Genomic DNA, 26,974 nt, shown 5'->3' on the forward strand with positions numbered 1-26,974 from the left:
CAGGACAGACGCCTATTTACGATTGGCCCAAGCCCCCAACTCCTTCATCAACCCCCTTTCCTGCACCGCAATCGCCCGCAACGAATCGGCAATCGGCGCGAAGTTCGGTGCCTCGGTTTTGCTCCGGCAGGCGCGCACACAGGCCGAGGCAAATTGCCGCCAGTTGTCGCCAATGGCAGTCAGTTGCACAGAGGCTTCCTGCAAGCTGGCATCGCCCAACTTCTCCCCCGCTTCCTGCAAAAAGCTCGCGTACATAAAGCGAAAACCCGCGCCGCCGGTGCCGATTTCTTCTTGCATACGCACGATATGGGTGAGGTACAGCCGGTTGTATTTCACCTGCGCCGGGTCGAGCTGTTCGACTTTGCTGGCCAGGTGCTGAATGCCGCGCACGCCAATCCAGGGCAGCGGCATGCCGTCGAGAATGCGCGTAGTCGACAGAACGCTCTGGCGAATCAGGCGGTTCCAGTCTTGCTCCAGCGGCACGTCATCCAGCCAGTACATCAGCCCTTTGGCAGCCAGTGCACCTTTGGCGAAGCGGGCTTTTTGCAGGTCTTCGGCGGCGCAGCGCACTGGCTCTTCGAACACCGGGTCGCTGATCAGGTACTCGTTGCCTTCACGCCCATAGGCCAGCAGGTTGTGGGCGTTGAAGTGAAAGCGCATTTCTGGCGGAAAGTACGGCAGCCAGAACACCGAGCTTTGCAGACCGGCCAGGCGGCCGCCGTCCAACGCAGCGTCGAGGGCCAGGCGGCCCTGTTCAGGCTTGCTGAAGGTTTGCGTATGCAGCTTGGCGCCGAGGCGTTTGCTCAAGGTTTTGATCAGGTACTTGGGCGGCATCCGATAGGCAATCAGCGGCATACCGCTGAGCTTGACGATGGGCAGGTAGGCGAACGCCAGGCCCGAGGCCAAGCCAAAGGCCATCGGCTCGCTCATGGGTAGGCCGGCATGGGTGAGCAAGCTGGCCATTACGCCGCTTTCACAGTGGGCGCTCTGGCGGTGTTGGAAGCTGCTCATACCGGGTCCTTGGTGTGCTGATTGTTGGGGTGCTGACTCTTGGATTGCTGATAGTGGGTCAAGTCGGCCAGCGGCAAACCGAACGCTTCGGCGTAACGGGCCAGAACGGCGGCAGACAGCCCTTTGTAAACAGCCGGGCGAAAGTGCCGGCGAATGCGCCATTGCCACAGCCCGGTAATTTGCGCGAGCGCCGGCTCATCAAGGCGGTAGCGGTACATCAGAAATTTCAGAGCCGACAACTCTCCGCGTTGCCAGGCGGCGTGGGCCTCGGCTTCCAGACCTTCAAGCTCCTCCACGGCCAATTGCGTGGCGAAGGCTTCGGGCTCCCAGCCATCGCTCTGCAAGCCTTGGTAATGGCCGTCGGCATCCACGGCATAAACCAACTTGCTGTGCCCGCCGTAGGTGGAGCTGTGGTCTTGCGGCACTTCATCAAGCTTCATGGCCAACCACCGTCAGGTGCATAAATGCACTGGAGAAACGGCCGCTTTCCGGCACGTAGCAGAGCAAGCGCTGGCCGCTGTGCAGGCGGCCGCCGTTAAAGAGTTCTTCGAGCATGATGAAAATCGACGCGGCGCCGGTGTTGCCCTTGGTGGTGAGATTGGTGAACCAACGCTCTTGGGGAATCGGCAGGTCGGCGTTGGCCAGGCCAACCGCCAGGCGGTCACGGAAGAAGGCCGAGGAATAGTGCGGCAGGAACAGGTCGATGTCGTCGGCATGCAAGGCGCGCTTGGACATGATTCGCTGCAGCGCCTGCTCCACCGTGTATTTGACGATGTTGTCGTTGAGCAGTTTGACGTTCTGCTTGATCGCCATTACCGAGCGGCGGCCACGCTCGTCGGCGTCGTAGCGGCTCCAGCCTGTAAGTTGGCCGTCTTGCATGTCGGCGCCGGCGTACATGCAGGCCGGCATCTGGTCGGCGAACGAGTAGATGTCCAACCAATCGATGCGCAGGCTCAAGCCTTTGGCATTGGGCTGTTGCTGCACCAGCACGGCGCCGGCGCCATCGGAGAGCATCCAGCGCAGAAAGTCTTTTTCGAAGGCGATTTCCGGGTGGCTTTCCAGCTCTTCAACGCGGCTCTCGTATTCCGCGTTGAAGTTTTTCGCCTGCATCAATACCGAGGCCACTTCCGAGCCACAGGCCACCGCGTTGCGGCTTTCACCGCTGGCGACGCTCAGCCAGGCGTATTTCAGGGCCGTCATGCCGCACAGGCAGATGCCGGCGGTAGAGACCACTTCGCACGGCGGATTGCCCAGCTCGCCATGCACCATGACGGCATGGTTGGGCATCACTTGGTCCGGCGATGAGCTGCTTGCCACCAGGCAGTCGAGCTGGTCGAGCTCAAAGCCATTGCCGGCCAAACCGCGAATGGCGGCGGCGCTGACTTGGGCGTTGGTCATGCTCGGCTCGCCGGTGGCGGGGTCGATCACGTAGTGGCGCTGCTGAATACCGTTGCTGCGCAGCACCAGCTTGCGCGCTCGCGAGGGGCGCGGACCGACCATGCCCAGGCGCGCTTCCATGGTGTCGTTGTCGACAGCGTCATGGGGCAGGTAGGCGCTGATGCGGTTGATGAATACGGGTTGAACCACGGGACGTCCTCGAGTCACTTCAGGGCGCGCGGCACGGTGCAATAAACACCAGCGATGCGCTCTTCACTCACCGGATGGGCCGGCAAAATAAGCTTTCTGTCGTTGGGTGCGGGTTTTGAATACCGGCGCCAGGAGTTTTTTCAGCACGGCGCCCAAGGGCACCACGGTCACGATCAGGCACAGCAAAAACACCACGTACACCACCAAGCCCAGGCCGCGACGCAGGCTTTGCTGCGGGCCGATGGCGGCGAGCAGGCGGCTCCACAGTTGGAAGCTGCGGTTGCCCACGGTTTCGCTGCCGATCAGTTTTTCGTCCACGCGCACCGCGCCCAGCCCTTGCAGCATCGGTTCGCGCAGGGGCTGGTCATCGGCGGCCAAGCGACGGGCAATGGCATCGCCAAAGCGGCTGGAGGCGGCAATTTCTGCCTCATCGATACCGGCGCGCGGCACCCAGCTGTAGGGCTTCTGCCGGCCGGTGAACATCCACAACGGCGTCGATAGAAAGCTCGCGGCAGTGCCGCAGGCGTCGGTCAGCGCCACGTTGTCGAGCAGGCGGGCGCCCAGTTCGGTAAGTCGCGCTTTGAGTTTTTCCTGCGCCATCAGCCACATGTTGCGGCAGCCAATTACCGTGACCACCGGCGTGTCGCGCAGCAACTGCGCCGCTTGCGGCGTGGCGAGAAAACTGGTGATGGGCAGCGAGGGCGTGAGGAACCACACCTGATAGGCGAGGATGACTAAGTCGTAACGTTTTGCGGCATCGACGGTCAGTGGTTTTAAGGGCTGGGCGCGCATCAGCACGGTTTCCGGGAAGATTCGGAAAAAGCTGAGAAAGGGCCAGGGAAACGGGTAAGGTTGCGCCGGCTCGATGGCCAGAAAGTCCACCTGAACGTCGTCGCGCTGCAACAGAGGTCCGCACACGGCATTAACCAGCCGGCTCAACTGCCCTGTTTGCGAATAGTGAACCACCAACACCTGACGCATAGCGCGCGCAATCCTTGCAACAAAGTGTCGGAATTATGCCACAGAGAATTCATACGCCCGTAGCCACGCTCGCCAGAACTGCCTGCTTGTTCCTGTTACTCGTCGGGGCGCAGGCCTGGGCTGGCGACATTGTGGTCAGCATTGACGGCGTTAAGGCCGATGGCGAACTGGGTGTCGCCCTGGTATTCGCCGATCAGAAAGAGTGGCCGCAAACGGTGCTGCGCGAAGTGCACAGCCACGACTCGACGGTACGACTGCGCAAATTGCCGCCGGGACGTTATGCGCTGCAGGTGTTTCAGGACACCAACGGCAACGGCCAGCTCGACCTCAGCCCACGCGGTATTCCGCTGGAGCCGGTGGGCTTTTCTACCAACCCCTCGTTACTGCTCGGCAAGCCGACGCCGCTCAAGTGCGGGTTTGAACATGGGGCTGGGGATACGCAGGTACAGATCACGCTTAAGGCGAAAGAGCCCAAGCACTAAGGTGGCTCCCTGTAGGAGAGGCTTTAGCCTCGAGCTTTTAGGATCAAAAGCATCGCGGCTAAAGCCGCTCCTACAGGTTCCCTTGCTACTTCTTGATCGACCCATCCGGCGTGCGCCAGATCAGTTTGCCAGTTTCATAGCCTTGGCCTTTAGCGACTTCGAGCAGCTTGTCGCGCATGCCGGGTTTCAGCTCCGGTGTGCGCGACAGCAGCCACAGGTATTCATGGTCCGGGCTACCGACCATGGCGGTCTCGTAGTCGTCGTCCAGGTAAAGCACCCAATACTGGCCTTTGGTCACGCCGGGCAGCACATCACTTACCCAGTTATCGAACGTCACCCAGAGCTTGTCGGTTTTGCCTTCAACCTGCGGCACCGCCTCGCCTTTGGCTTCCTGCCACTCGCCTTCCAGCGTGCGGCAGCGGTTGAGCACGCCGACTTTGCCGTCGGCTTGCAGGGTGTAGTGGGCTTCGGATTGGGCGCAGTCACGCTGGAAGAACATCGGCAAACGCGCCGCTTCATACCAGGTGCCTTGGTAGCGTTCGAGGTCTACCTTTTCCACGGTTTTCGGCGGCACCGGGCCGGTGCCGGAGTTGGCGCAGCCGCTGAGCAGCAGCGCGGCCAGTAATGTCAGACGCAAACGCATAAGCGAGCTCCTTATTTCAGACCATGGCCTGCGAACACCACCACTTTTTCGCCGGCGTATTGAATGCTGATGTAGCGTTTTTCATCGCCCCAGGTGCAGCTGGTAAGGCCCAGCGCGCCAGAGCAGTCGGCCGGCGAACCGAGTAGGCTTTCAACCTCGGCTTTGCTCATGCCGACCTGAATTTTTGAGTAGTTGTCTTGGTTGATCTTGCTGCACGCGGTGATCAGCACGCAGGCTGACAAGAGCAAGAAACGACGCAGGGTCATGGAAGAACTCCAAGGCAGGAAAAGTAGGGGCAGGCGACAAGCAACTGCCTGCTTGGACGTCAGAAGCCGGAACCCGGTTCCTTGAGATAGGAAATTTCCTCGGCCGTACTGTCACGACCAAGTGCCTGATTTCGATGAGGAAAACGACCGAACCGAGCGATCACCTGTTGATGCCGGCGGGCGTGATCAAGGGTGTTCTCGAAGTACGCACGCTCATCCGCGTCCACTTGCTCAAGCAAGGCAGCGAAGCATTCGACAGACAAGTCTTGGGCGGCGGGGTTTTCGGTGTGCTCGAGCACCAAGAACACGAAGAGTTGTTCCACGGGCGCCAGCGCTTGATCCCAACCAGCGGCCAAACCACGGGCCACCAATTGCTGAGCACGCGCATCGCCTGAATAGGCGAATGGGCTATCGCGGTAAATCATACGGGGCAGCTGATCGAGCAGCAGAATCAGCGCAAGCCAGCCCTCGGCGGTTTCCGTCCAGTCTTCCAATTCACCCGCCAGTGCTTGGCGCACCAGCGGGGAAAACTGTTCGCGGGCGTATTCGTCTTGGGCGGTGTGCTTGCCGAACCACAGACCATTCTGCAACTCGGCGACCTCGGCCGCCGTTTCACCGGAACCAAACCACCAGTCCAGCAACGGCTGCCAAGGGGCGCTCACGGCTTAACCCTGATGGTAAGCAGTGACGCGCTCGACTTCTTCTTTCGAGCCCAGGTACACCGCGACGCGCTGGTGCAGGGAAGTCGGCTGAATGTCGAGGATGCGTTCCAGGCCGTTAGTCGAAACGCCACCGGCCTGCTCCACGATAAAGGACATCGGGTTGGCTTCGTACATCAGGCGCAGCTTGCCGGGCTTGCTCGGCTCGCGCGAATCACGCGGGTACATGAACAGACCGCCGCGCGTGAGGATGCGGTGGACATCGGCAACCATCGCCGCGACCCAGCGCATGTTGTAGTTCTTGCCCAGCGGGCCTTCTTCACCGGCCAACAGTTCGCCCACGTAGCGGCTGACTGGCGCTTCCCAGTGACGGGAGTTGGACATGTTGATGGCGAATTCAGCGGTGGTTTCCGGAATGCGGATGTCGTCGTGGGTGAGCACGAAGCTGCCCAGTTCGCGGTCCAGGGTGAAGCCTTTTACGCCGTTGCCCAGAGTCAGCACCAGCATGGTTTGCGGGCCGTAAATGGCGTACCCGGCGCACACTTGTTTGGTGCCGGGTTGCAGGAAGGCCTGCTCGTCGAGGCTGTCGTTCTGGCTCAGGTATTGGTCCGGGCAACGCAGTACCGAGAAGATGGTGCCAACCGAGACGTTGACGTCGATGTTGGAGGAGCCATCCAACGGGTCGAACACCAACAGGTAGGCGCCTTTGGGGTATTTGCCGGGGATCTGGTAGGCGTTGTCCATTTCTTCGGACGCCATGCCGGCCAGGTGACCGCCCCATTCGTTGGCTTCGAGCAGAATCTCGTTGGAGATGACGTCGAGTTTCTTCTGCACTTCACCCTGCACGTTTTCGGTGCCCATGCTGCCCAGTACGCCACCCAGGGCGCCTTTGGATACCGCGTGGCTGATCTCTTTGCAGGCACGCGCGACCACTTCGATCAGGAAGCGCAGATCGGCGGGAGTGTTGTTACTTCGGGTCTGCTCGATCAAGTAGCGGCTGAGGGTAACGCGGGACATGGAAGGCTCCAGAGGGTTTGAAATCCCGCGCAGTTTAGCGCGAGTCTGTCAGCAATTCCTCCTGTCAGACCCAGGGGCTGTCAGGAGAGTTCAGTACATGCCTAGGACAACGCCTAGAGCGACGCACTATCCATGCCACAAACTCTGTTACGACCGCTACGTTTGGCTTGGTAGAGCGCTTTGTCAGCGATTTGCAGCAGGTCATCGAGGAACTCGCCCTGGGCTGGCCAGAACGCCATACCGGCGGACAACGTAACGGCCTGCGGACCATTGCGCGTAGCCACTTGGGTGGTCGCCAACTGCATGCAAATGGCCTCGACGCGCTGGCGCGCTTCTTCCGGCGCGACGCCCGGCAGAATCAGCAAGAACTCCTCGCCGCCGATGCGAAATACCGCATCGGTACTGCGCAAGGCATCGGTGAGCAGTTGCGACACCAGCACCAGCACGTCATCGCCAACCAGGTGGCCATGGGCGTCGTTGAGCGCTTTGAAATGGTCGAGGTCGATCAGCGCCAGCGCCAACGGTCTCTGCTCGCGCTGGGCGCGGGCCAGTTCACGGTCGAAGAATTCTTCGAGGTAGCGGCGGTTATACAGGCCGGTCAGCGGATCGCGCAGGGCCTGTTCCTGCAAGCGTTCGTGCAGGCTGGAAATGGTGCGCAAGCGGTCTTCGCTCACGGCCAGCGCTTCGGCCAACTTTCGCTCGCTGATGTGCCGCTGGGTGACGTCGCGCAGGTAGAGCATTTGCCCCAGCACCGAGGAACTGCTGCGCGTGGCACGCTCGATGGCGCGGCACGATACTTCGAAATAGCGAGCAGGATTGTCCAGCGTCAGCAGCCGGTCACCATTGGCGCTCAGCGGTTGGCTCAGTACGGCTTCCAGCGCGGCGCCATAAACCGGCCACTCGGCCAGGGGCACGCCCTGCCAGGTGTCGCTTTGGTCGGCCAGGCGGCACGCCGCCGGGTTGGCTTCGAGCACGCGCTGTTGGGTGTCGACCACCAGGACCGGATCGAGCAATTCCTCCAGCAACAAATGCCGCGCCACAGGCAGCAGATCAAACAGCCGAACGCCGACAATCAGCCAGGAAAACGCCAGCAAGGTGAAGGCAAAACAGAACGGCGTCGGGTCGAAGCCAAACAGCTGAACGTCCCAAAAAACATAGGAGAGGTTGGCGCCCCACGGCAGCAGCGTGACCAGCCCGAACGCCAGGTAATGACGGCGATGCACACCGGTGCTGAGCACAGCCGCTTTGATCACCACGGCCAGGCAGAACAGCACAAAGGCGTATTCGTAGATGGCCGTGGCGTAGAACAAGGGACCGTGCCGGTACAGAATCGGCGCGCCGGGCAGTTCGGAGGCAGGGCCGGTGTCCGGCGTATAGAACAAGCCATGCCACGGGTTGCTCAACGCTAACGCCCAAACCACCAAGGGCACCACGGCGAACACCGCGACCTGACTCAACGGCAGCGGCTGCCGCTCGCTGTTGACGTATTGCCAGAGAAACACCGCCCAGAAGGTGGGCAAACCGACGATGCCCGGCCACGCCATGCTGGCCCAGAACTGCTTGCATTCACCGCCCTGCGCGGCCAGCTCCAGGCTGGCGGCGAGCAACCACCAGAGGCTGGCCATATGCAGGAGAAAGAAACTATCCCGACCGGGAAAGCTGCGTTGGCGGGTAACCCAATGGGCAAGCATGACCACGCCCAGGCATACCACAAGGGTAAACACCACCGGCATGCTCAACGCCCAACCTGAATTACTGCAAAGGCTCATGACCCTACACCTACAGCCAAACGGCCCGTCGCCCGGAACCGGGGAGCCATCTGCGGGTAAATGGTAGAAAGGTGCACCGGCCCAGCCAGAAGGCTCAATGCCAGTATCGAAGCGAACGCGCAACGATACGCCATCTAGGCGGAAAAACGTAGGTGGGCCAGGTAGGGTTGAGCGAGTCCCACCCTACTCCTGAGGCTTTTGCGCCTTTAACAAGCTCAGCGCCATGCCTACCAGCAGCGCCACACCCACGAGCAACACGGCCCACAAGCCGTAACGCTGCCAATCCACACTGGCGGCCGGGCTTGCCGTCTGCGTTGCTGGCGATGCGGCCACGGGTGTGCCGGCCTTGGCGATGCCGAGGGAGGCCAAGCGTTTATCGTCGTAGCCTGGAATCAATGTGGTCAGCGGCAGGTTGTTGGCCGTACCGGTCGCGTTACCCAGCGCCAGCACATACGGCGCGCTGCCCCGGGCGAGGAACACCAGTTGCGTTGAGCGCAGACCGATGCGCACCGTCGGCGCGGCCTGGCCCAGCCCGCCGCCGCGCGGGTCGACCTGCAAGCGCAGGTGTTGCACCCACTGGCCGGGGAGTTGCAGCTCATCGTGGATCACGTCCTTGCCATTTTCCGGCAGGCGATACAGCAGGCCGCGCGTAAGCGACTGCCAACTGTCCTTGCTGTCACGCCGGGTGCTGACAGTAACCGGGGCCAGCGTGTTGGCTTGCGTCAGCTCCACGCGCAGCAGCTCAAGGGGCAACGGCACGGGCAAGTCGAGGGTGTATTCGCCGTCTTTCACCTGGGTGGTTGGCAAAGCGTCAGACCACGACACCGGCGCCGCCACACTGCTGTGGGTGGTGCTGCTCAGCTCGGCACTGACCAGCACCGGCGCTTTTTGCGGCGCCAGCCAGAGCAAGCGCAAGTACCGGGCGCGTTGGCCGGGCAAGGTGGTGTCGCGCTGTTCGATGCGTTCATCGGCGAAGGCCAGGCGGGCGATCTGGCCGTCTTCCCACGGGGTCCAGGTTTGCAGGTCGTCACTGGCTTCGATGGAGAAGCGCTGGAAGCCGTCCTGCTCGGAGGTCCAGTCCAGGCTCAGTTTGTTCAGCGGCGCGTCAATGGCGCTGGCATCAAGCAGCCAGCCGCGCAGCACCTGATTGGGTTTGTCGGTGGACGTCACCGCTTCCGGGCCAACTTCAACAATGGTGCCCGTGGTGGTGCGCTGTACCCGCACGCTCGGTGCGCCGGCCGGGGCGTCGGCGGAGGCGTACAGCGGGAACCATTTCACCGCGGTGGCGGTGTTGGTTTCGCTGCGTTCGGCGCTGCCGGCGGTCAAGGCATAGGCCTGCGCCTGGCCTTCGGCGTTGAATACGCGCACGTCACGCAAGTCGCCAAAGCGCGCGGCCAGGCGCAAGGCCATAGGCACTTCGAGCCGATACCACGGCCCCTCGCCACTCAGGGTCAAGGGAACCTGGGTTGTGTAGTCCGCTGGCTGCTCGGCAAACGCGCCGGCGCAGGCCAGCGTGATCGCACCACCCACTATCACGCGGCGCATGGCCGCCAAAGAAAACAACGCACTCATGAACTGACCTGCTCTTCTTCAGTTTCAGTCGCCGCATGCCGGGGCGGCAGCGGCGCGAAATAGCCGACCACCAGCAACAGCACGCCGACACCAATAAACGACACGATGCGCTCCAGCCCGCCGCGGTTGCCCAGCTCGACAAAGAACAGCTTGGCGACCACCACGGCAATTAACGCGGCGCCCACCAGCCACACTTCGCGACGGCTGCGCAGATGGCCGAAAATCATCAGCGCCAGGGCGATCAGCGTCCACACAATCGACAAGCCCGCCTGCACCAGCATCGATTCCAGCAGCAAATCCAACTGGTACGGCACGCCGCCCCAGTGGTGCGCCGCGCGGAAAACCAAAGCGGTGAACAAGGCAAACAACGAGGCGCCCGCCACCACCTGCGGCAGCCAGCCCAGGCGTTCGCCGTTGGGCAGGTGCGGCAAGGCGGTATGCAGCCAACGGCACACGCCGAACAGGGCGAACAACAAGCCCAGCTCCAGCGGGTTGATCAGCGGCACGTACGGCAGCGGGTCAGCATTGCCGTCGCTGGCGATATTGGCCAGCCAGAACCAGCCGAGCATCAGCACCGCCAACGGCAGCGCGGCCAAGTGACGGTACTCGCGTTCGTAAGCGCGCACCGGCCACGGCCAATTACGCGGCGAGGCCATGGCCAGCAGGTAGATGCTCGGCAGCACCGCCCAACCCAACCAGCGCCAGGCGTTGTAATGGTCGGACAGCACGTACAGCAAATAACGCAGCTCCAGCGCCAGCACGCCGAGAATCAGCCAGCAGCCGAGCACATGCGCAGCGCTCAACGCGTTCGCGGGCAACAAGCCGGTGAGGCGGCGCAACGACGACAGGTGCACGGCAACTACCAAGCCCCACGCCAGCCAACCGAAGTGGGCGGCCGGGTGATATTCGTCGTGCCAGATGTACAACAGCACAACGCCGGCAGCCGGCACCAGCATCGGACACAGCAAGGCCAGCGCCTGCCATTTTTCCCGCCCAGCCAGCCAACTCCATAGCGCCACACTGGCGGCCGCGACCACCAGCAACAGCGGCGCCTGCAACGCCGGCTCGGCAAAACGCAGCACTTCGCTGACGGTCGCCAGCACCCACCAACCGGCGCCCCACACCAGCAACAATTGCGACAGCCGCTCCAGGCTCAGCGAGCCCATCACATCGGCATCGTTGCGGGCGGCGCGCATCAGGCGCCACGCGCCGACCATGGCAGCCAGCGCCAGGGTCGCTGGCGTCCAGAAGCCGGCATGGGCCAATGGTCGCAAGCCTTCGCTGCTCAGCGGCCCCAGCAACAGCGGACTGGCTGCCAGAAATGCCACACCGCCCACTGCTTGCAGCAGCAACCCGAACACAAAACTCGCGCGCTGTTGCAAATGCAGGCTCAGCCACACGATCAGCAAACCACTTCCGGCCCACACCGCGCTCGCGGTTTGCCAAGGCAGCACGAACAACACAGCCAGGTTGATAAACACCAGGCCCACCAGCAACACCAGCGACAGCCCGCGCATCAGGCCGGCGTCGTTGCGCACTTCTTTATCCCGCGCGGCCACCAGCATGCCACCGACCAGCGCCAAGCCAATCAACGAGGCCACCACCAAGCCACGCCAGCCGGCGCTGAACACGCCGCTGTCGTCCCCGGTTGCGCCCCGCAGTTGCAGCAGGAACAAGGCACCGCCCACCAACTGCACGGCGAACGAGGAAAACAGGAAGCTACGCGCCCGGATGCGCAAGCCGACAAACAATGTCGCCAAGCCCGCCAACGCCCAGACGATGGCCGTGGCTTCGGCACGCAGGTTCAGCGGCGCCAACAGATAAAGGAACGTCAGGCCCAGCACTGCCAGCATCGGCAGAAAGCGGCGCTCCAGCTCGGTGGTGTGATCATCCGGGGCTTTGCGCAACTGGTAATGACTGAACAGCAGCGCCAGGCCGAGCATCAAGGCGCCCAGCCACGAGCCGTAGAGCAGCGAGGTGACGCCGATGTGCAGGTCCACCAGAAACGCCAGCGCCGCGCCCACTTGCAACAGCAGGGCAAAGGCGCGCGCCAATGGCCGCTGCTGACGCAGGCCGAGCCAATAAATGCCGGCGCCTTCGACGGCCCAGGCGGCGGAGGTCCAGCTGGCGTCCAGCCCCAACGGAATGGCCAGCGAGCCGAAAATCACGCCCAGCGCCATGCAGGTTTCCACCAGCAGCAACGCACGGCCCGGTGCGCGACCGACCAGAACGCGGGCGATGAGCATGTATAACAAGCCCATGGCCAATGCGCTGAACGCGGCGGCGAACTCAATGTGGTGCACCAGTGCGAACTGCAAGCCAAAGCCCACCAGCGGCGGGCCGAACAGCAGGGTGCCGTCGACGTAATCGCCCTGGCGGCGCGACCAATTCAACAGCGCGTCACGGCTGTCGTCCGCCGGCCCGATGCTGTGCTCGCGCAGTTTGCGGCGGGCGAACAGCAGGCCGATGGCGACGTACATCAGGAAGAACACAATCAGGAACGGCTCGGTGCTCCACAGCAGTTCCGGCGTGTAGGAGCGCATACCCCAGGCGAAGCCGATGCCGAAGGTGCCGACAAAACCGATCAGGTTGAGCATGCGCCACGCCTTGAACCAGGCGATGGCGAAGATGCCGCTGTTGAGCAGGATGAAGTACGAGAACAGGGCGACGTGATTGCCGCTGCCGGTGGAGGTCAGAATCGGCGCCGCAAAACCGCCCAAGGCGGCGACGGCGGCCAGCGCCATGGCGTTCTGGGTAACGGCGAGAATGGCCGAGCAAATGGTGACGATCACCAGCAGGCCCAAGGCCATTTTCGGGTCGAGCAGCGGATGCAGACGGAACGCCGCAAACACCGTCAGGTACAGCACGGCGATGCCCGTGCCCTGCAACATCAGGGCGTAGTTCGGATTGCGTAGACGCAGCCACCAACCCAGCGCCAGCAACGCCACCGCACTCGCGGCCACGCCGGCATAACGCACCTGCACCGGCACCACCATGCCTTCGGTGGCGTAACGCAGCAAAAAGGCCAGGCCGAGAAACAGCAGCACTACGCCGATGCGCAGTACGGTGTTGCCCCCGAACAGCCAATTCTTCGCCGCGCTGAAACCGCGCTCGAACAGATTCGGTTCGCGAGGAGTCGGCGGGGCCGGCGGTTGGCGAGGCGGCGCGGCAGGCGCCACGGGCTCGCGGGCCCAACCGCTGACGGGCATTTGGTCGACAACGCCGGTCACCGGCTTGGGCGGTGCGGCCAGCAATTCCGGCGGCAGCTCGAACACCAAACCCGGCTCGCTGGTGGGAACGGCAATCGGCTCGGGCTGCGGGTCGAATTCGAAGGTGAAATCCAGGTCGTCGACAGCGCCGCTGGAGGTGGGCGCTTCGGCTGCGGTGGCCGGCGCGGGTGGCGGCTCGGCGATGGGAGCGCTGCCGCCGGTGGCGAGGCGCTCTTCAAGATGCGTTAGGCGTGTGGTGACGGCGAGGGTGCCGCGCTCGAAGCGCTCGGCGAAACCGCTCAGCTTGGTCTGCAACTCGTCGTTGCGCTGCTGCAGGTTGCGCAGTTGCAACCAGAGACCGATGGCAAAACCCAGCGAAGCGCCGAGTAACCCTTCCGTGATCGACTCATCCAGCGAAACGCCGATGAGCAGACCGACCAGCATGAAAATCCATTGCATGCAGCGCTTCCTAGTCAGGCGAGGTGCCAGCCAGAGACTGCCGCCGTTATAGCGGCGTCACATCCCGCCACCGGGCATCCCTGTCCAGCACGCGCAGGCCGTGGCCCGCAACGGCGGCAGTATATCCGCCCTACCCCACCGCACCGCTACTACCAGCGCACGCTTTGCGCGTGATTCGGCGGATGGTTGTTCACAATTTCACCAATATCGCTATGATGCCGCCCCCACCGCTTCGCGCCCTGCCCACTAGCCGGGCGCAGCGTTTTCCACAGGTATGCACGTCATGACAAAGTTATTGGTAGTTGGCGCTGAGCTGGATCGCACCGACACCTGGATCAAATACGAACGCACCATGTGCAGCAGCTGCGTATCGAGCTGCTGCACCATGCCGGTGGAAGTGAAGTTCAACGACCTGCTGCGCATCGGCCTGGTGCAAGAGTTTGAGCGCAGCGAACCGGCCAAGCAGATCGCCAAACGCCTGATGAAAGAAGGTGTGGTTGAACGCTACAACCAGAAGTACGGCATCTACACGCTGACGCGCATGGGCAATAACGATTGCCTGTACCTGGACCGCAAAAGCCGGCTGTGCACGATTTACGAACAACGCCCGGATACCTGCCGCAACCACCCCAAGATTGGGCCTCGGCCGGGGTATTGCGCGTATAAACCGAAGGCGGTTGGGAAGGTTTGATCGAGTAACAGCCCCTCTCCCCCGGCCCCTCTCCCGCAAGCGGGCGAGGGGAGAGACGCAGGACCGCGATAAAACTCCCTCTCCCGCCTGCGGGAGAGGGCTGGGGAGAGGGGCCTTGATCTTGCTGGCGCACAAAAAAAACGCCCCCGGTCTCGCGACCGGGGGCGTTTTTATTTAGCCGAAGCTAAACCTTACTTGGCAGCCTTTTTAGCAGCGCGGGTGCGCTCGCCTTCGTCCAGGATCTTCTTACGAAGACGGATGGATTTCGGCGTCACTTCGCACAGCTCGTCGTCCTGGATGAATTCCAGAGCTTGTTCCAGGGTGAAACGAACCGGCGGAACCAGAGCGATGGTTTCGTCTTTGCCCGAAGCACGCATGTTGTCGAGCTTCTTGCCTTTGGTTGGGTTCACGCCCAGGTCGTTGTCGCGGCTGTTAAGACCAACGATTTGACCGTTGTAGATGTCCTGACCGTGCTCAACGAACAGCTTGCCGCGCGCTTGCAGGGTTTCCAGGGAGTAGGTCAGTGCCTTGCCGGTTTCAACCGAAACCAGTACGCCGTTCTGACGGCCAGACATGTGGCCCGACTTCATCACGTCGTAACGGTCGAAGATTGAGGTCAGGATGCCGGCGCCGTTGGTGAGGGTCAGGAACTGGTTACGGAAACCGATCAGACCACGGGCTGGAATGTTGTATTCCAGACGTACACGGCCTTTGCCATCCGGGGACATGTTGGTCAGGTCGCCTTTACGCAGACCCATCTCTTCCATGACCTTGCCCTGCGATTCTTCAGGGATGTCGATGGTGACGTTTTCGAACGGTTCGTTCTTCACGCCATCAACCACACGGATGATTACTTCTGGACGGCCTACGCCCATTTCAAAACCTTCGCGACGCATGGTTTCGATCAGTACGGACAAGTGCAGCTCGCCACGGCCCGATACTTTGAAACGGTCAGCCGAGTCGCCTTCTTCAACGCGCAGTGCCACGTTGTACAGCAGCTCTTTGTCCAGACGCTCTTTGATGTTGCGGCTCGTCACGAACTTGCCTTCTTTACCGCAGAACGGCGAGTCGTTTACCTGAAAGGTCATCGAAACGGTCGGCTCGTCAACGGTCAGCGGCTTCATGGCTTCGACGTTGTTGATGTCGCACAGGGTGTCGGAGATGAACAGCTGGTCCATACCGCTGATGCAGACGATGTCGCCAGCGGCGGCTTCTTCTACGTCTACGCGGTGCAGGCCGTGGTGACCCATCAGCTTGAGGATACGACCGTTGCGGCGCTTGCCGTCAGCGTCGATGGCCACAACCGGGGTGTTCGGCTTGACGCGACCACGGGCGATACGGCCAACGCCGATAATGCCGAGGAAGCTGTTGTAGTCCAGGGCCGAGATTTGCATCTGGAACGGACCGTCGCGGTCAACGGCCGGAGCCGGAACGTTGTCGACGATGGACTGGTACAGCGGGGTCATGTCTTCAGCCATGTCGGTGTGGTCAAGACCAGCAATACCGTTCAGGGCGGAGGCGTAAACCACTTTGAAGTCGAGCTGTTCTTCGGTAGCACCGAGGTTGTCGAACAGGTCGAAGATCTGGTCCAGAACCCAATCCGGACGCGCGCCTGGACGGTCAACTTTGTTGATCACAACAATAGGACGCAGGCCGGCTTCGAAGGCTTTCTTGGTGACGAAGCGGGTTTGTGGCATCGGGCCGTCTTGGGCGTCGACCAGCAGCAGAACCGAGTCAACCATCGACATTACGCGCTCAACTTCGCCGCCGAAGTCGGCGTGGCCGGGAGTGTCGACGATGTTGATGTGGTAGCCGTTCCAGTTGATCGCGGTGTTCTTGGCAAGAATGGTAATGCCGCGCTCTTTTTCCTGGTCGTTGGAGTCCATCACGCGCTCGTCGTTGAGCTCGTTGCGCTCCAGGGTGCCGGACTGACGCAGGAGTTTATCAACCAGGGTGGTCTTACCATGGTCAACGTGGGCGATGATGGCGATGTTGCGTAGATTTTCGATCACTTTTGCATCTCGATCAGAGGATTCGGTTCGCCGCTAAGTCTAGGCGGCCAGTATGAAGAATGAGTGGCTCAACTGCCCCGTCGGTCGGGGGGGCGGTGGCGGATACTGCCGCCATTCAGACCCGGCGTTTTATGCCGGACGATAAACGCGCACATTGGCATGCCCCTCGCTAAGCAAGTGGTGGGCATGCAGGCGGCTCATCACGCCTTTGTCGCAATACAACAGGTACTGACGGGTAGGGTCCAGTTCCTTGTAGCGACTGTTGAGCGCGAAGAACGGCACCGCTCTTACTTCGATGCCGTCCAACTCCAGCGGCAAATCTTCCTGGGCGTCCGGGTGACGGATGTCCAGCACGATTTGCCCAGGCAAGGCTTCACTCAATTCCTCGACCTGGATGTCTTGCCCCAACTCCTCGATTACCCGATCAATCGTCACCGAACGGGCGCGCTCCAAGGCACGCTCGAATACGGTCATGTCGATCTGGGCTTCTTCGTAAACAACGCGGTCGGGTTTGGCGCGGGTGGTCGGGTTTACCGAAATCACGCCGCAGTATTCAGGCATGTGCTTGGCGAATTCGGCGGTGCCGATGGCCTCTGCCATGTTGATGATGTCTTGCTTGTGGCTGGCAATCAGCGGGCGAATCACCAGCTTGTCGGTGGCGCGGTCGATTACCGAGAGGTTCGGCAGCGTCTGGCTGGAAACCTGGGAAATGGCCTCGCCGGTGACCAGCGCGTCGATATCCAGGCCGGCGGCAATGCGGGTTGCGGCGCGCAGCATCATGCGCTTGAGCACCACACCCATGTGCGCGTTGTCGACCTTGCCGAGAATTTCACCGAGCACTTCTTCAAACGGCACGCTAATAAACAGCACGCGGTGCGAACTGGCGTATTGGCTCCACAGATAGTGGGCCACTTCCATCACGCCCAGCTCGTGGGCACGACCGCCGAGGTTAAAGAAGCAAAAGTGGCTGATCATGCCGCGACGAATCATTTGATACGCGGCCACGGTGGAGTCGAAGCCCCCGGACATCAGCACCAGCGTCTGCTCGATGGCGCCGAGCGGGTAGCCGCCCAGACCTTCGTGCTGGCTGTGGATGATATAGAGAAGCTGATTGCGGATTTCCATACGCACCAGCAGCTCGGGATCTTTCAGCGAGATACCGGCAGCGCCGCACTGGCGACGCAATTGGCTGCCGACATAACGCTCGACGTCCATCGAACTGAAGCTGTGCTTGCCGGCGCGCTTGCAGCGCACGGCGAATACTTTGCCGGCCAGCTGATCGCCGAAGTGGGCTTTGCATTTTTCGACCATGTCGTCGAAATCGCCCAGCGGGTATTCGTTCACTTCCAGAAACTGACCGATGCCGGAGATGCGCCCGAGGCGCTGTTTCAGCTCGGACAGCACTTTGGGCTCGGTGAGCGTGGTCTCGACGTCAATGTTGTCCCACACGCCGTCCACCACGAGATTCGGATCCAGGTCACGCATCACCGCACGAATATTCTTCGTGAGCTGGCGGATGAAGCGCGTACGCACCGGCCGGCTTTTAATGGTGATCTCGGGGAAGACTTTGACGATAAGTTTCATGAAAACAGTGCGCGCGAGCCTGGCCTAAATTAGGGGGCGCGGATTATAGCGGAAATTGCTCAAGGTTTAACCAGGCAATGCGTAGAAAGATCCGGCGCGCACCAAAATGCATCACCGCATTTAGCGAGAGATTCATTTTGGTGCGCAGCGCCTCGTTCTTTTAACGCGCAGCCCCCGCAGCGCCTGACTTTCGGGCAGCAAACCCACTTCGGGGCACTGGCATGCAATTTGCTCCCTTGTGAGGCAGGTTGCCCTGGCGGACTATGCCGCCCGGCTTCACCGTTTTATTTGGGGCTAAAAAATCACAACGCCCCACCATCTGGAGGACACCATGTCGAAGGCGCTTCAACTAATCAAAGATCACGACGTGAAGTGGGTTGACCTGCGCTTCACCGATACCAAAGGCAAGCAGCACCACGTGACCATGCCGGCCCGTGACGCCCTTGACGACGAATTCTTCGAAGTCGGCAAAATGTTCGACGGTTCCTCGATCCATGGCTGGAAAGGTATTGAAGCCTCCGACATGATCCTGCTGCCAGTAGACAGCACTGCCGTTCTCGACCCGTTCACCGAAGAGCCGACCCTGATTCTGGTCTGCAACATCATCGAACCGTCGACCATGCAAGGCTACGACCGTGACCCGCGCTCCATCGCTGCTCGCGCTGAGGAATACCTCAAGTCGACCGGCATCGGTGACACCGTATTCGTAGGCCCGGAGCCTGAGTTCTTCGTATTCGACGAAGTTAAATTCAAGTCCGACATTTCCGGCTCGATGTTCAAAATCATCTCTGAACAAGCGTCCTGGAACACCGACAGCGACTTCGAAACCGGCAACAAAGGCCACCGCCCAGGCGTCAAAGGGGGCTACTTCCCGGTTCCTCCAGTCGACCACGACCACGAAATCCGTACTGCCATGTGTAATGCCATGGAAGAAATGGGCCTGGTCATCGAAGTTCACCACCACGAAGTGGCGACTGCCGGCCAGAACGAAATCGGCGTGAAGTTCAACACCCTGGTTGCCAAGGCTGACGAAGTTCAAACCCTGAAGTACTGCGTACACAACGTGGCCGATGCCTACGGCAAAACCGCGACCTTCATGCCTAAGCCTCTGTACGGCGACAACGGCTCGGGTATGCACGTACACATGTCCATCTCCAAAGATGGCAAGAACACCTTCTCCGGCGAAGGCTATGCCGGCCTGTCCGATACCGCTCTGTACTTCATCGGCGGCATCATCAAGCACGGTAAGGCACTGAACGGCTTCACCAACCCGTCGACCAACTCCTACAAGCGTCTGGTCCCAGGTTTCGAAGCACCGGTAATGCTGGCCTACTCGGCTCGCAACCGCTCCGCCTCTATCCGTATTCCTTACGTGTCGAGCCCGAAAGCCCGCCGTATCGAAGCACGTTTCCCGGACCCGGCTGCTAACCCGTACCTGGCATTCGCTGCCCTGTTGATGGCTGGCCTGGACGGCATCCAGAACAAGATCCACCCCGGCGATGCTGCTGACAAAAACCTGTACGACCTGCCACCAGAAGAAGGCAAGCTGATCCCACAAGTGTGCGGCAGCCTGAAAGAAGCCCTAGAAGAACTGGACAAGGGCCGTGCGTTCTTGACCAAAGGCGGCGTGTTCAGCGACGACTTCATCGATGCCTACATCGAGCTGAAGAGCGAAGAAGAAATCAAAGTGCGCACCTTCGTGCACCCTCTGGAATACGACCTCTACTACAGCGTTTAAGCAGCAGCGTCCAAGCCAGACATGCCGCTTGCTTAGCGGCGTGATTGAGAAGGCCTCCCTCGGGAGGCCTTTTTTATGGGCGTTTTCCGAGGCTGCGCAAGCGTTAAGCCAGGCCCGATAGAGCACGAGCTGACAGTCATGGATATCGCGCGCTGGCAATGCTCCTACTGCAATCCATCAGTCGGAGCGTCACCATGAAAACGCTATGCCTTGCTGCATTAGCCCTCACCTGCCTGTGGCTCGCAGGCTGCAGCCATACGGTCACCAAGAGCACCATCGAGTCCGAGATCCTGCTGAAAACCACCAACTCCTGGGACGGTACGCCATACACGTCTTACCCGCGCGGGCAACCGGAACTCACCCTCGTGAAAATACACATTCCCGCCCACACCGTATTGAACTGGCACACCCATCCAGTCCCCAACGCTGCCTACATGCTCAGCGGCGAGCTCACCATAGAAACCAGAAAACCTGACCAGAAGCGCCTGCTCAAACAGGGCGATACCGTGGCTGAAACGGTTGGCATTATTCACCGGGGCACAACAGGGGCAAAGGCGGCCGACCTGCTGGTTTTCTACGCGGGTGTGCCCATGCTGCCGCTATCGGAGACCGCCAAATAAGCCAAGCCCGCCATGGGGCTCTACTGTGGGCCCCATCATTAGACGCCTCTGCTTCATCCACAGCAGAGACGTTTAATTCGCCAAATCCTTGTTCCCGTGCACAGCGATAACCGTACAAACTTGCCAGCGCAGCGTTGCAGTGCAAGGCTTAGCACACACCCCACGAGACCCCAGCCATGCGCCTGATCGTGACTTGCCTGCTAGCCGCCCTCGCCCTGCCAGCCAGCGCCGAGATTTACAAATACACCGACGCCAACGGCAACACCGTATTCACCAATCAGCCGCCGCAAGGCACAAAAGCGGAGGAAGTTTCTCTGCCGCCCGTGAACACGGTTCAATCGCCCCCACCGCCCACCATGCCGGGCAACACCCAGGGCAGTGCCGCCGCCGAGCAGGTGTATAGCGTGGTGGAAATTACTAACTTGCCAACCGAAGAAGCGCTGCGCAGCAACAACGGTAGCTTCACCGTTGGTGTTCGTCTGGAACCCCAACTGCGCATCGGCGACAGTGTCCAACTGGTGCTCGACGGTCAGCCCTATGGCGGCCTGACCAATAGCCTGCAATTCCCACTGAACAATATTGAGCGCGGCGACCATACCCTGGCAGCGCTAGTGTTCAGCGGCGACCGGCTGATTCAGCAGAGCGCCGTCGTTCCCTTCACGGTGCAGCGCACCAGCACCAACAGCCCAACACGCGTAACGCCGCCCAAACCGACTCCAAGGCCAGCCAACTAAACCATGCGATTCGCTCTGTTCTGCCTGCTGTTGCTGGGCTTGCCAGCCATGGCCGATGTGTACACCTACATCGACAGCGAAGGTAACCGGGTATTTACCGACCAACCGCGCGCCAACGCCAAGAAGCTGGACATCGCGCCCACCAACGGCATGAACCAAACCAACCCACCGAGCGTGCGCACGGTCACTCCGGTGGAGCCTGTCGCCGAACTGCCGGCGTACCAGTTGTTGCGCATTCTGGTGCCGGAACCGGACGCCACCATTCGCGAGGGCTCGTCCGGCGATTTGATCGTGACCCTTACAAGCGATCCAGGCCTGATGGGCGATCACAGCTACCGTCTTTTAGTGGACGGCAACGTCGTAGCGGCGCCGAGCCGCAGCCCGGTGTTTCCCCTGACCAATCTGGACCGAGGCACCCATCAACTGGCGGCCGAAATCATCGATGGCCAAGGGCGCATCATCGAGCGCACGCCCAGCCAACCCGTGCACATTGTGCGCACCTCGCTGGACAGCAAACGCCGGGCAAACCCGTGTAAAAAAGATGACTACGGCGTGCGTCCGGAATGCCCGATTGGCGACAAGCCCGAAGAAGACGACGACGTCTCCATCCTGCCGTTTTTCTAACGGCTGCAGCAAAGCACCAATATGGTGCTTTGTCGCGCACCAAATTCTATGCTCTCCCTGTTTTGGTTCGTACATGACAGCGGCTGGTGCAGCAAAACGACCCAATTTCCCTGTTCGGGCGCCTATCGCGCGTCTTTTCGGGGCTTTGGTTTGCTTTTTGCATTTTCAGTCCCATTCTCGGGATCCCATAGATGACCATAAACGACGCCCTGCACCGCCTGCTGCTGGACAACCTGACCACTGCGACTTTATTGCTCAATGCGGAACTGCGCCTTGAGTACATGAACCCCGCAGCGGAAATGCTGCTGGCCGTCAGCGGCCAACGCAGCCACGGCCAATTCATCAGCGAATTGTTCACCGAGTCGCCCGAAGCGCTGGCCTCTCTGCGCCAGGCCGTCGAAGAAGCCCACCCCTTCAATAAACGCGAAGCCGTGCTAATTGCCCTCACCGGTCAAACATTGACCGTGGACTACGCGGTGACGCCGATCCTCAACCGGGGTGCGACGCTGTTGTTGCTCGAAGTGCACCCGCGTGATCGGCTGCTGCGCATCACCAAGGAAGAGGCCCAGCTGTCCAAGCAAGAAACCACCAAGATGCTGGTGCGCGGCCTGGCCCACGAAATAAAGAACCCGCTAGGCGGCATTCGCGGCGCCGCGCAACTGCTGGCCCGTGAGCTGCCGGACGAGAACCTCAAGGATTACACCAACGTCATCATCGAAGAGGCCGACCGCCTGCGTAACCTGGTCGACCGCATGTTGGGCTCGAACAAGTTGCCATCGTTGGCGCTGACCAACGTGCACGAAGTGCTGGAACGTGTCAGCAGTCTGGTCGAAGCGGAAAGCCAAGGCGGCATCACCTTGGTGCGCGATTACGACCCGAGCATCCCCGACGTGTTGATCGACCGCGAGCAGATGATTCAGGCGGTGCTCAATATTGTGCGCAACGCCATGCAAGCCATCGGCGGCCAGAACGAATTCCGCCAAGGCCGCATCCTGTTGCGCACACGCACCTTGCGGCAGTTCACCATCGCCCACACCCGACATCGTCTGGTGGCCAAAGTGGAAATCATCGACAACGGCCCCGGCATTCCCGCTGAACTACAAGAAACCATCTTCTATCCCATGGTCAGTGGTCGTCCGGACGGTACCGGACTGGGCTTGGCTATTACCCAGAACATCATCAGTCAGCATCAGGGACTGATCGAATGCGAGAGCCACCCTGGCCATACCGTGTTTTCGATCTTTCTGCCGCTGGAACAAGGAGCTACTTCGTCATGAGCCGCAGCGAAACCGTCTGGATTGTCGACGACGACCGTTCCATCCGTTGGGTACTGGAAAAAGCCCTGCAGCAAGAAGGCATGACCACCACCAGCTTTGACAGCGCCGACGGTGTGCTCACCCGCCTGACCCGCCAACAGCCGGACGTGATCATCTCGGACATTCGCATGCCCGGCGCCAGCGGTTTGGATTTGCTCGCCCGCATACGCGAGCTGTACCCGCGCCTGCCCGTGATCATCATGACCGCCCACTCCGACCTGGAGAGCGCGGTTGCCTCTTATCAGGGCGGCGCCTTCGAATACCTGCCCAAGCCGTTTGACGTGGACGAGGCTGTTTCGCTGGTCAAGCGCGCGTTCCAGCATGCTCAGGAGCAGCAAGGCCTGCACGTGCCAGTGGAGCAAACCCGCACGCCGGAAATCATCGGCGAAGCGCCGGCGATGCAAGAAGTGTTTCGCGCCATCGGCCGCCTGAGCCACTCCAATATCACCGTACTTATTAATGGTGAGTCCGGCACCGGTAAGGAATTGGTAGCGCACGCGCTACACCGCCACAGTCCGCGTGCGGCCTCGCCATTTATTGCGCTGAACATGGCCGCGATTCCGAAAGATTTAATGGAATCCGAACTGTTCGGCCATGAAAAAGGCGCGTTCACCGGCGCCGCGAACCAGCGTCGGGGCCGCTTCGAACAAGCCGATGGCGGCACCCTGTTTCTCGACGAAATTGGCGACATGCCGGCCGATACGCAAACCCGCTTATTGCGCGTGCTGGCTGATGGCGAGTTCTATCGCGTTGGCGGACACACGCCAGTGAAAGTGGACGTGCGCATCATCGCCGCCACGCACCAGAACCTGGAAAACTTGGTGCAGGCCGGCAAGTTTCGCGAAGACTTGTTCCACCGCCTGAACGTCATCCGCATTCACATTCCGCGTATGTCGGATCGTCGCGAAGACATCCCGACCTTGGCGCGCCACTTCCTCGCACGGGCAGCGCAAGAGTTGGCTGTTGAGCCGAAGCTGCTGAAAAGCGAAACCGAGGATTACCTGAAAAACCTGCCGTGGCCCGGCAACGTGCGTCAGCTGGAAAACACCTGCCGCTGGATTACGGTGATGGCGTCGGGTCGCGAAGTGCACATCGACGACCTGCCCCCAGAATTGCTCACGCAGCCCCAAGACAGTGCTCCGGCGACCAATTGGGAGCAGGCATTGCGCCAATGGGCCGATCAGGCGCTCGCGCGCGGGCAGTCCAGCTTACTTGATACAGCCGTTCCGACATTCGAGCGGATCATGATCGAGACCGCGTTGAAACACACCGCAGGGCGCCGCCGCGACGCTGCGGTTCTGCTGGGCTGGGGCCGTAACACCTTGACTCGTAAGATAAAAGAGCTGGGCATGAAGATCGACGGCGGCGACGATGAGGAAGATGAAGGCTAGCCCTTCACGTTAACCGCCCACAAAAAAAGCGAGCCCTGAGCTCGCTTTTTTGTGGGAAAGATCCGGCCTGCAATAAAACTGGCACACGCCCTGCATAGTGTAAGTACGCAACAAGAAACACCCCAGTTTTCGGGGACCTTGGTACAGGCAGGCCGGGGATTCCCCTTTTTTATTCTGCGGCTCACCCCGCAACAGCTACTGCGCAACCAGGCTGATTACCAGCCGCCACCGTCCACCCTCCGCTGCACCGTGCCATTGAGCATGCAGCGGGCGGGCAGCGACCAGATTCAGCAACAACCCTCCATTACTCCGCAAAAGCCGCCAGTTAACGTTCTTACCGTCGAGCTGCAGCTGTCCTTGGCGTGAACTGCCTTCAGCATCAAAGCGCATCACCAGCGCACCATGCACGTGCTCGGCGGTCACTTTTGGTTCGGAATCGAACTCCAACTGCAAACCGCCCTCCAGGACTTCAACGCTTTCCAGCATCACCGGCTGCGGGTCGCCAAGCCGGCCAATCATCATTCCTACAAGAAAACCGAACAGCGCGAGCGAGGCGATTACCCGGGGCAATAATTTCGGCCGCGGATCGGGCTCGACAGGGGTAAAATCCTCGACGCCCTCAAGTCGGAGTCGTGCATGTTTCACGTGATTTTGTTTCAACCGGAAATCCCCCCCAATACCGGCAACATTATCAGGCTCTGCGCCAATAGCGGATGCAGTCTGCACCTGATCGAACCGATTGGTTTCGAGCTGGACGACAAGCGTCTGCGTCGTGCGGGCTTGGACTATCACGAATACGCGACGCTCACGCGCCACGCCGATCTGAACAGCTGCCTGGAAAGCTTGGGCAACCCGAGGCTGTTCGCGTACACCACCAAAGCATCGCGACCTTTCCACGAGGCCACCTATGCCAAGGGCGACGCGCTGTTGTTTGGCCCGGAAAGTCGCGGCTTGCCCGCTGATGTACTGGAAGCGCTGCCCGCCGAGCAACGACTGCGCCTGCCGATGCGACCGGGCTGCCGAAGTCTGAATCTCTCGAACACGGTGGCGGTGGCTGTTTATGAAGGTTGGCGTCAGCTGGGGTTCGGTCTGGACTGACAGACTCTTTTAAGCGAAAAAAAGGCGCCCTAGAGGCGCCTTTTTAGTCCGTTGCGGTTATTCCAGATTTAAGCCAAGGGCCGTCGCCACACCGCGCCCATAGGCTGGGTCCGCCTTGCTGAAGTGCTGGAGCTGGCGCACTTGCACGTCTCGGGTAACGCTTTGCATGGCACCTGCGATATTGCTGATAAGCAACGCTTGTTGATCGCTAGTCATCAAGCGGAACAACGCCCCTGCCTGGCTGTAGTAATCACTATCGGTGCGGTGGTCGTAACGGTCAGCGGCACCTTCCAACGCCAACGCCGGCTCACGATACTGCGGGGCTTGTTTCGGCGCGCTGGCGTAGCTGTTCGGCTCGTAGTGCGTAGCAGCCCCACCATTGCCATCGAAACGCATGGCGCCGTCACGCTGGTAGTTATTCACCGGCGATTTAGGCGCGTTCACTGGCAGCTGCTGGTGGTTGGTGCCGATGCGATAGCGATGCGCGTCGGCGTAAGCGAATACGCGGCCTTGCAGCATGCGGTCGGGCGATAACCCCAAACCTGGCACCACGTTGCTTGGCGCAAACGCTGCCTGCTCAACCTCGGCAAAATAGTTCTGCGGGTTACGGTTCAGCTCGATCACGCCAACCTCGATCAGCGGAAACTCCTTCTGCGACCAGGTTTTGGTCACGTCGAACGGATTCTCGCGATGGGCAGCTGCTTGCGTCTCGGACATCACCTGAATGCATACGGTCCACTTCGGAAACTCGCCGCGCTCGATGGCGCCGAACAGGTCGCGCTGGGCGTAGTCGGGGTCGGTGCCGGCCAAGCGAGCAGCATCAGCGGGCATCAGATTCTTGATGCCTTGCTGACTTTTGTAGTGCCATTTCACCCAGTGACGCTCGCCGTTAGCGTTGATCAGGCTGAACGTGTGGCTGCCAAAGCCGTGCATAAACCGATAACCGTCGGGGATGCCGCGGTCTGAGAAGAGAATAGTGACCTGGTGCAGCGATTCGGGCGAGTGCGACCAGAAGTCCCACATCATCTGCGGGCTTTTCAGGTTGCTTTGCGGCAGGCGTTTTTGCGTGTGGATGAAGTCAGGAAACTTCAGCGGATCCCGAATAAAGAACACCGGGGTATTGTTGCCGACGATGTCCCAATTGCCCTCTTCAGTATAAAACTTCAAGGCAAAACCGCGCGGATCGCGTTCGGTGTCAGCAGAGCCGCGCTCGCCGCCCACCGTCGAAAAACGCAGGAAAATGGGAGTTTGCTTGCCGACCGCATTGAAGAGGTTGGCGTAGCTGTACTGCGTAATGTCGCGGGTGACGGTAAAGGTGCCGTATGCACCGGAGCCCTTGGCGTGCACGCGACGCTCAGGAATGACCTCACGGTTGAAGTGGGCGAGTTTCTCGACGAGATGGAAATCGTCCAACAACAGCGGGCCGCGTGCGCCAGCGCTACGAGAATTCTGGTTATCAGCAACCGGCGCGCCGCTTGCGGTTGTAAGGATAGGGGACTCGCTCATTGTGC

24 protein-coding genes are annotated in these 26,974 nt (G+C 60.8%); 9 read left to right on the top strand and 15 right to left on the bottom strand.

Annotation, left to right across the window (positions count from 1 at the left end; translation table 11 throughout):
• Positions 1–12 precede the first annotated feature (12 nt).
• From darH to ACZZ0Q_RS20820, 4 genes are all read right to left on the bottom strand, one after another.
• Positions 13–1,011, bottom strand: coding sequence for a BtrH-related acyltransferase DarH (gene darH, locus ACZZ0Q_RS20805; RefSeq protein ID WP_463560897.1), 999 nt, complete (start codon positions 1,009–1,011; stop codon positions 13–15).
• On the bottom strand, positions 1,008–1,451 hold the full coding sequence (locus ACZZ0Q_RS20810) for a DarG family dialkylresorcinol biosynthesis protein (protein WP_463540933.1): 444 nt from the start codon (positions 1,449–1,451) through the stop codon (positions 1,008–1,010). Before ACZZ0Q_RS20810 ends, darH begins: the two co-directional genes overlap by 4 nt.
• Positions 1,441–2,598, bottom strand: a complete 1,158-nt coding sequence (locus tag ACZZ0Q_RS20815) for a beta-ketoacyl-ACP synthase III (protein ID WP_463540932.1) — start codon at positions 2,596–2,598, stop codon at positions 1,441–1,443. Before ACZZ0Q_RS20815 ends, ACZZ0Q_RS20810 begins: the two co-directional genes overlap by 11 nt.
• A 63-nt stretch (positions 2,599–2,661) precedes the next feature.
• On the bottom strand, positions 2,662–3,579 hold the full coding sequence (locus tag ACZZ0Q_RS20820) for a dialkylrecorsinol condensing enzyme (protein WP_463560899.1): 918 nt from the start codon (positions 3,577–3,579) through the stop codon (positions 2,662–2,664).
• An 86-nt stretch (positions 3,580–3,665) separates the two neighbouring features.
• On the opposite strand from ACZZ0Q_RS20820, the gene ACZZ0Q_RS20825 reads away from it, so the two are divergent.
• Positions 3,666–4,061: a DUF2141 domain-containing protein gene (locus ACZZ0Q_RS20825; protein WP_463540930.1), complete on the top strand. Its 396-nt coding sequence runs from the start codon at positions 3,666–3,668 to the stop codon at positions 4,059–4,061.
• An 85-nt stretch (positions 4,062–4,146) separates the two neighbouring features.
• On the opposite strand, the gene ACZZ0Q_RS20830 is transcribed toward ACZZ0Q_RS20825, so the two are convergent.
• The 7 genes from ACZZ0Q_RS20830 to ACZZ0Q_RS20860 all read right to left on the bottom strand — a co-directional run bounded on the left by ACZZ0Q_RS20830 (position 4,147) and on the right by ACZZ0Q_RS20860 (position 13,640).
• Positions 4,147–4,704 (bottom strand): lipocalin family protein, encoded by a 558-nt coding sequence (locus ACZZ0Q_RS20830; RefSeq protein ID WP_122493519.1) that lies wholly within the window; start codon positions 4,702–4,704, stop codon positions 4,147–4,149.
• Positions 4,705–4,715: 11 nt separating this feature from the next.
• Positions 4,716–4,970, bottom strand: a complete 255-nt coding sequence (gene bamE, locus ACZZ0Q_RS20835) for an outer membrane protein assembly factor BamE domain-containing protein (protein ID WP_122493520.1) — start codon at positions 4,968–4,970, stop codon at positions 4,716–4,718.
• A 59-nt stretch (positions 4,971–5,029) separates the two neighbouring features.
• Positions 5,030–5,632 carry a DUF924 family protein gene (locus ACZZ0Q_RS20840; protein WP_463540929.1) on the bottom strand — a complete coding sequence of 201 codons (603 nt, stop codon included), beginning with the start codon at positions 5,630–5,632 and terminating at the stop codon, positions 5,030–5,032.
• Between the two features lie 3 nt (positions 5,633–5,635).
• Positions 5,636–6,646, bottom strand: a complete 1,011-nt coding sequence (locus ACZZ0Q_RS20845; protein WP_122453869.1) for a class 1 fructose-bisphosphatase — start codon at positions 6,644–6,646, stop codon at positions 5,636–5,638.
• A gap of 113 nt (positions 6,647–6,759) precedes the next feature.
• Positions 6,760–8,415, bottom strand: a complete 1,656-nt coding sequence (locus ACZZ0Q_RS20850) for a histidine kinase N-terminal 7TM domain-containing diguanylate cyclase (protein ID WP_463540928.1) — start codon at positions 8,413–8,415, stop codon at positions 6,760–6,762.
• Between the two features lie 183 nt (positions 8,416–8,598).
• The gene (locus tag ACZZ0Q_RS20855) at positions 8,599–9,987 is read right to left on the bottom strand and encodes a DUF3999 domain-containing protein (protein ID WP_463540927.1); all 1,389 of its coding nucleotides are present in this window, start codon (positions 9,985–9,987) and stop codon (positions 8,599–8,601) included.
• Complete coding sequence (locus tag ACZZ0Q_RS20860) at positions 9,984–13,640, bottom strand: DUF2339 domain-containing protein (protein WP_463542278.1); 3,657 nt, start codon at positions 13,638–13,640, stop codon at positions 9,984–9,986. Before ACZZ0Q_RS20860 ends, ACZZ0Q_RS20855 begins: the two co-directional genes overlap by 4 nt.
• 298 nt (positions 13,641–13,938) lie before the next feature.
• On the opposite strand from ACZZ0Q_RS20860, the gene ACZZ0Q_RS20865 reads away from it, so the two are divergent.
• Entirely contained in the window at positions 13,939–14,346 is a 408-nt protein-coding gene (locus ACZZ0Q_RS20865; RefSeq protein ID WP_463540926.1) for a YkgJ family cysteine cluster protein, read from the top strand.
• 191 nt (positions 14,347–14,537) lie between these two features.
• Here the strand turns inward: ACZZ0Q_RS20865 and typA are convergent, their stop codons facing one another.
• The gene (gene typA, locus ACZZ0Q_RS20870; protein WP_463540925.1) at positions 14,538–16,358 is read right to left on the bottom strand and encodes a translational GTPase TypA; all 1,821 of its coding nucleotides are present in this window, start codon (positions 16,356–16,358) and stop codon (positions 14,538–14,540) included.
• 129 nt (positions 16,359–16,487) lie between these two features.
• Positions 16,488–17,942 carry a tRNA uracil 4-sulfurtransferase ThiI gene (gene thiI / locus ACZZ0Q_RS20875; protein ID WP_463540924.1) on the bottom strand — a complete coding sequence of 485 codons (1,455 nt, stop codon included), beginning with the start codon at positions 17,940–17,942 and terminating at the stop codon, positions 16,488–16,490.
• A gap of 331 nt (positions 17,943–18,273) precedes the next feature.
• Here thiI and glnA point away from each other — a divergent pair, with 331 nt between their 5' ends.
• The 6 genes from glnA (at position 18,274) to ntrC (ending at position 24,365) form a co-directional block, all read left to right on the top strand.
• Complete coding sequence (gene glnA, locus ACZZ0Q_RS20880; protein WP_122493526.1) at positions 18,274–19,680, top strand: glutamate--ammonia ligase; 1,407 nt, start codon at positions 18,274–18,276, stop codon at positions 19,678–19,680.
• Between the two features lie 194 nt (positions 19,681–19,874).
• The gene (locus ACZZ0Q_RS20885; protein WP_463540923.1) at positions 19,875–20,300 is read left to right on the top strand and encodes a cupin domain-containing protein; all 426 of its coding nucleotides are present in this window, start codon (positions 19,875–19,877) and stop codon (positions 20,298–20,300) included.
• A gap of 176 nt (positions 20,301–20,476) precedes the next feature.
• Positions 20,477–21,034, top strand: a complete 558-nt coding sequence (locus ACZZ0Q_RS20890; RefSeq protein WP_463540922.1) for a DUF4124 domain-containing protein — start codon at positions 20,477–20,479, stop codon at positions 21,032–21,034.
• 3 nt (positions 21,035–21,037) lie between these two features.
• The gene (locus ACZZ0Q_RS20895) at positions 21,038–21,658 is read left to right on the top strand and encodes a DUF4124 domain-containing protein (protein WP_463540921.1); all 621 of its coding nucleotides are present in this window, start codon (positions 21,038–21,040) and stop codon (positions 21,656–21,658) included.
• 191 nt (positions 21,659–21,849) lie between these two features.
• Positions 21,850–22,935, top strand: coding sequence for a nitrogen regulation protein NR(II) (gene glnL / locus ACZZ0Q_RS20900; RefSeq protein ID WP_463540920.1), 1,086 nt, complete (start codon positions 21,850–21,852; stop codon positions 22,933–22,935).
• On the top strand, positions 22,932–24,365 hold the full coding sequence (gene ntrC / locus ACZZ0Q_RS20905) for a nitrogen regulation protein NR(I) (RefSeq protein WP_463540919.1): 1,434 nt from the start codon (positions 22,932–22,934) through the stop codon (positions 24,363–24,365). The genes glnL and ntrC overlap by 4 nt, the downstream gene beginning before the upstream one ends.
• A gap of 195 nt (positions 24,366–24,560) precedes the next feature.
• Here ntrC and ACZZ0Q_RS20910 read toward each other — a convergent pair whose 3' ends face one another.
• Complete coding sequence (locus ACZZ0Q_RS20910) at positions 24,561–25,010, bottom strand: hypothetical protein (protein ID WP_463542277.1); 450 nt, start codon at positions 25,008–25,010, stop codon at positions 24,561–24,563.
• On the opposite strand from ACZZ0Q_RS20910, the gene ACZZ0Q_RS20915 reads away from it, so the two are divergent.
• Complete coding sequence (locus ACZZ0Q_RS20915; protein ID WP_463560902.1) at positions 25,002–25,463, top strand: tRNA (cytidine(34)-2'-O)-methyltransferase; 462 nt, start codon at positions 25,002–25,004, stop codon at positions 25,461–25,463. The genes ACZZ0Q_RS20910 and ACZZ0Q_RS20915 overlap by 9 nt on opposite strands.
• Positions 25,464–25,520: 57 nt before the next feature.
• On the opposite strand, the gene ACZZ0Q_RS20920 is transcribed toward ACZZ0Q_RS20915, so the two are convergent.
• Positions 25,521–26,969 carry a catalase gene (locus ACZZ0Q_RS20920; protein ID WP_463540918.1) on the bottom strand — a complete coding sequence of 483 codons (1,449 nt, stop codon included), beginning with the start codon at positions 26,967–26,969 and terminating at the stop codon, positions 25,521–25,523.
• Positions 26,970–26,974: the final 5 nt, after the last annotated feature.

It is taken from the genome of Pseudomonas sp. AC070 (assembly GCF_979258635.1).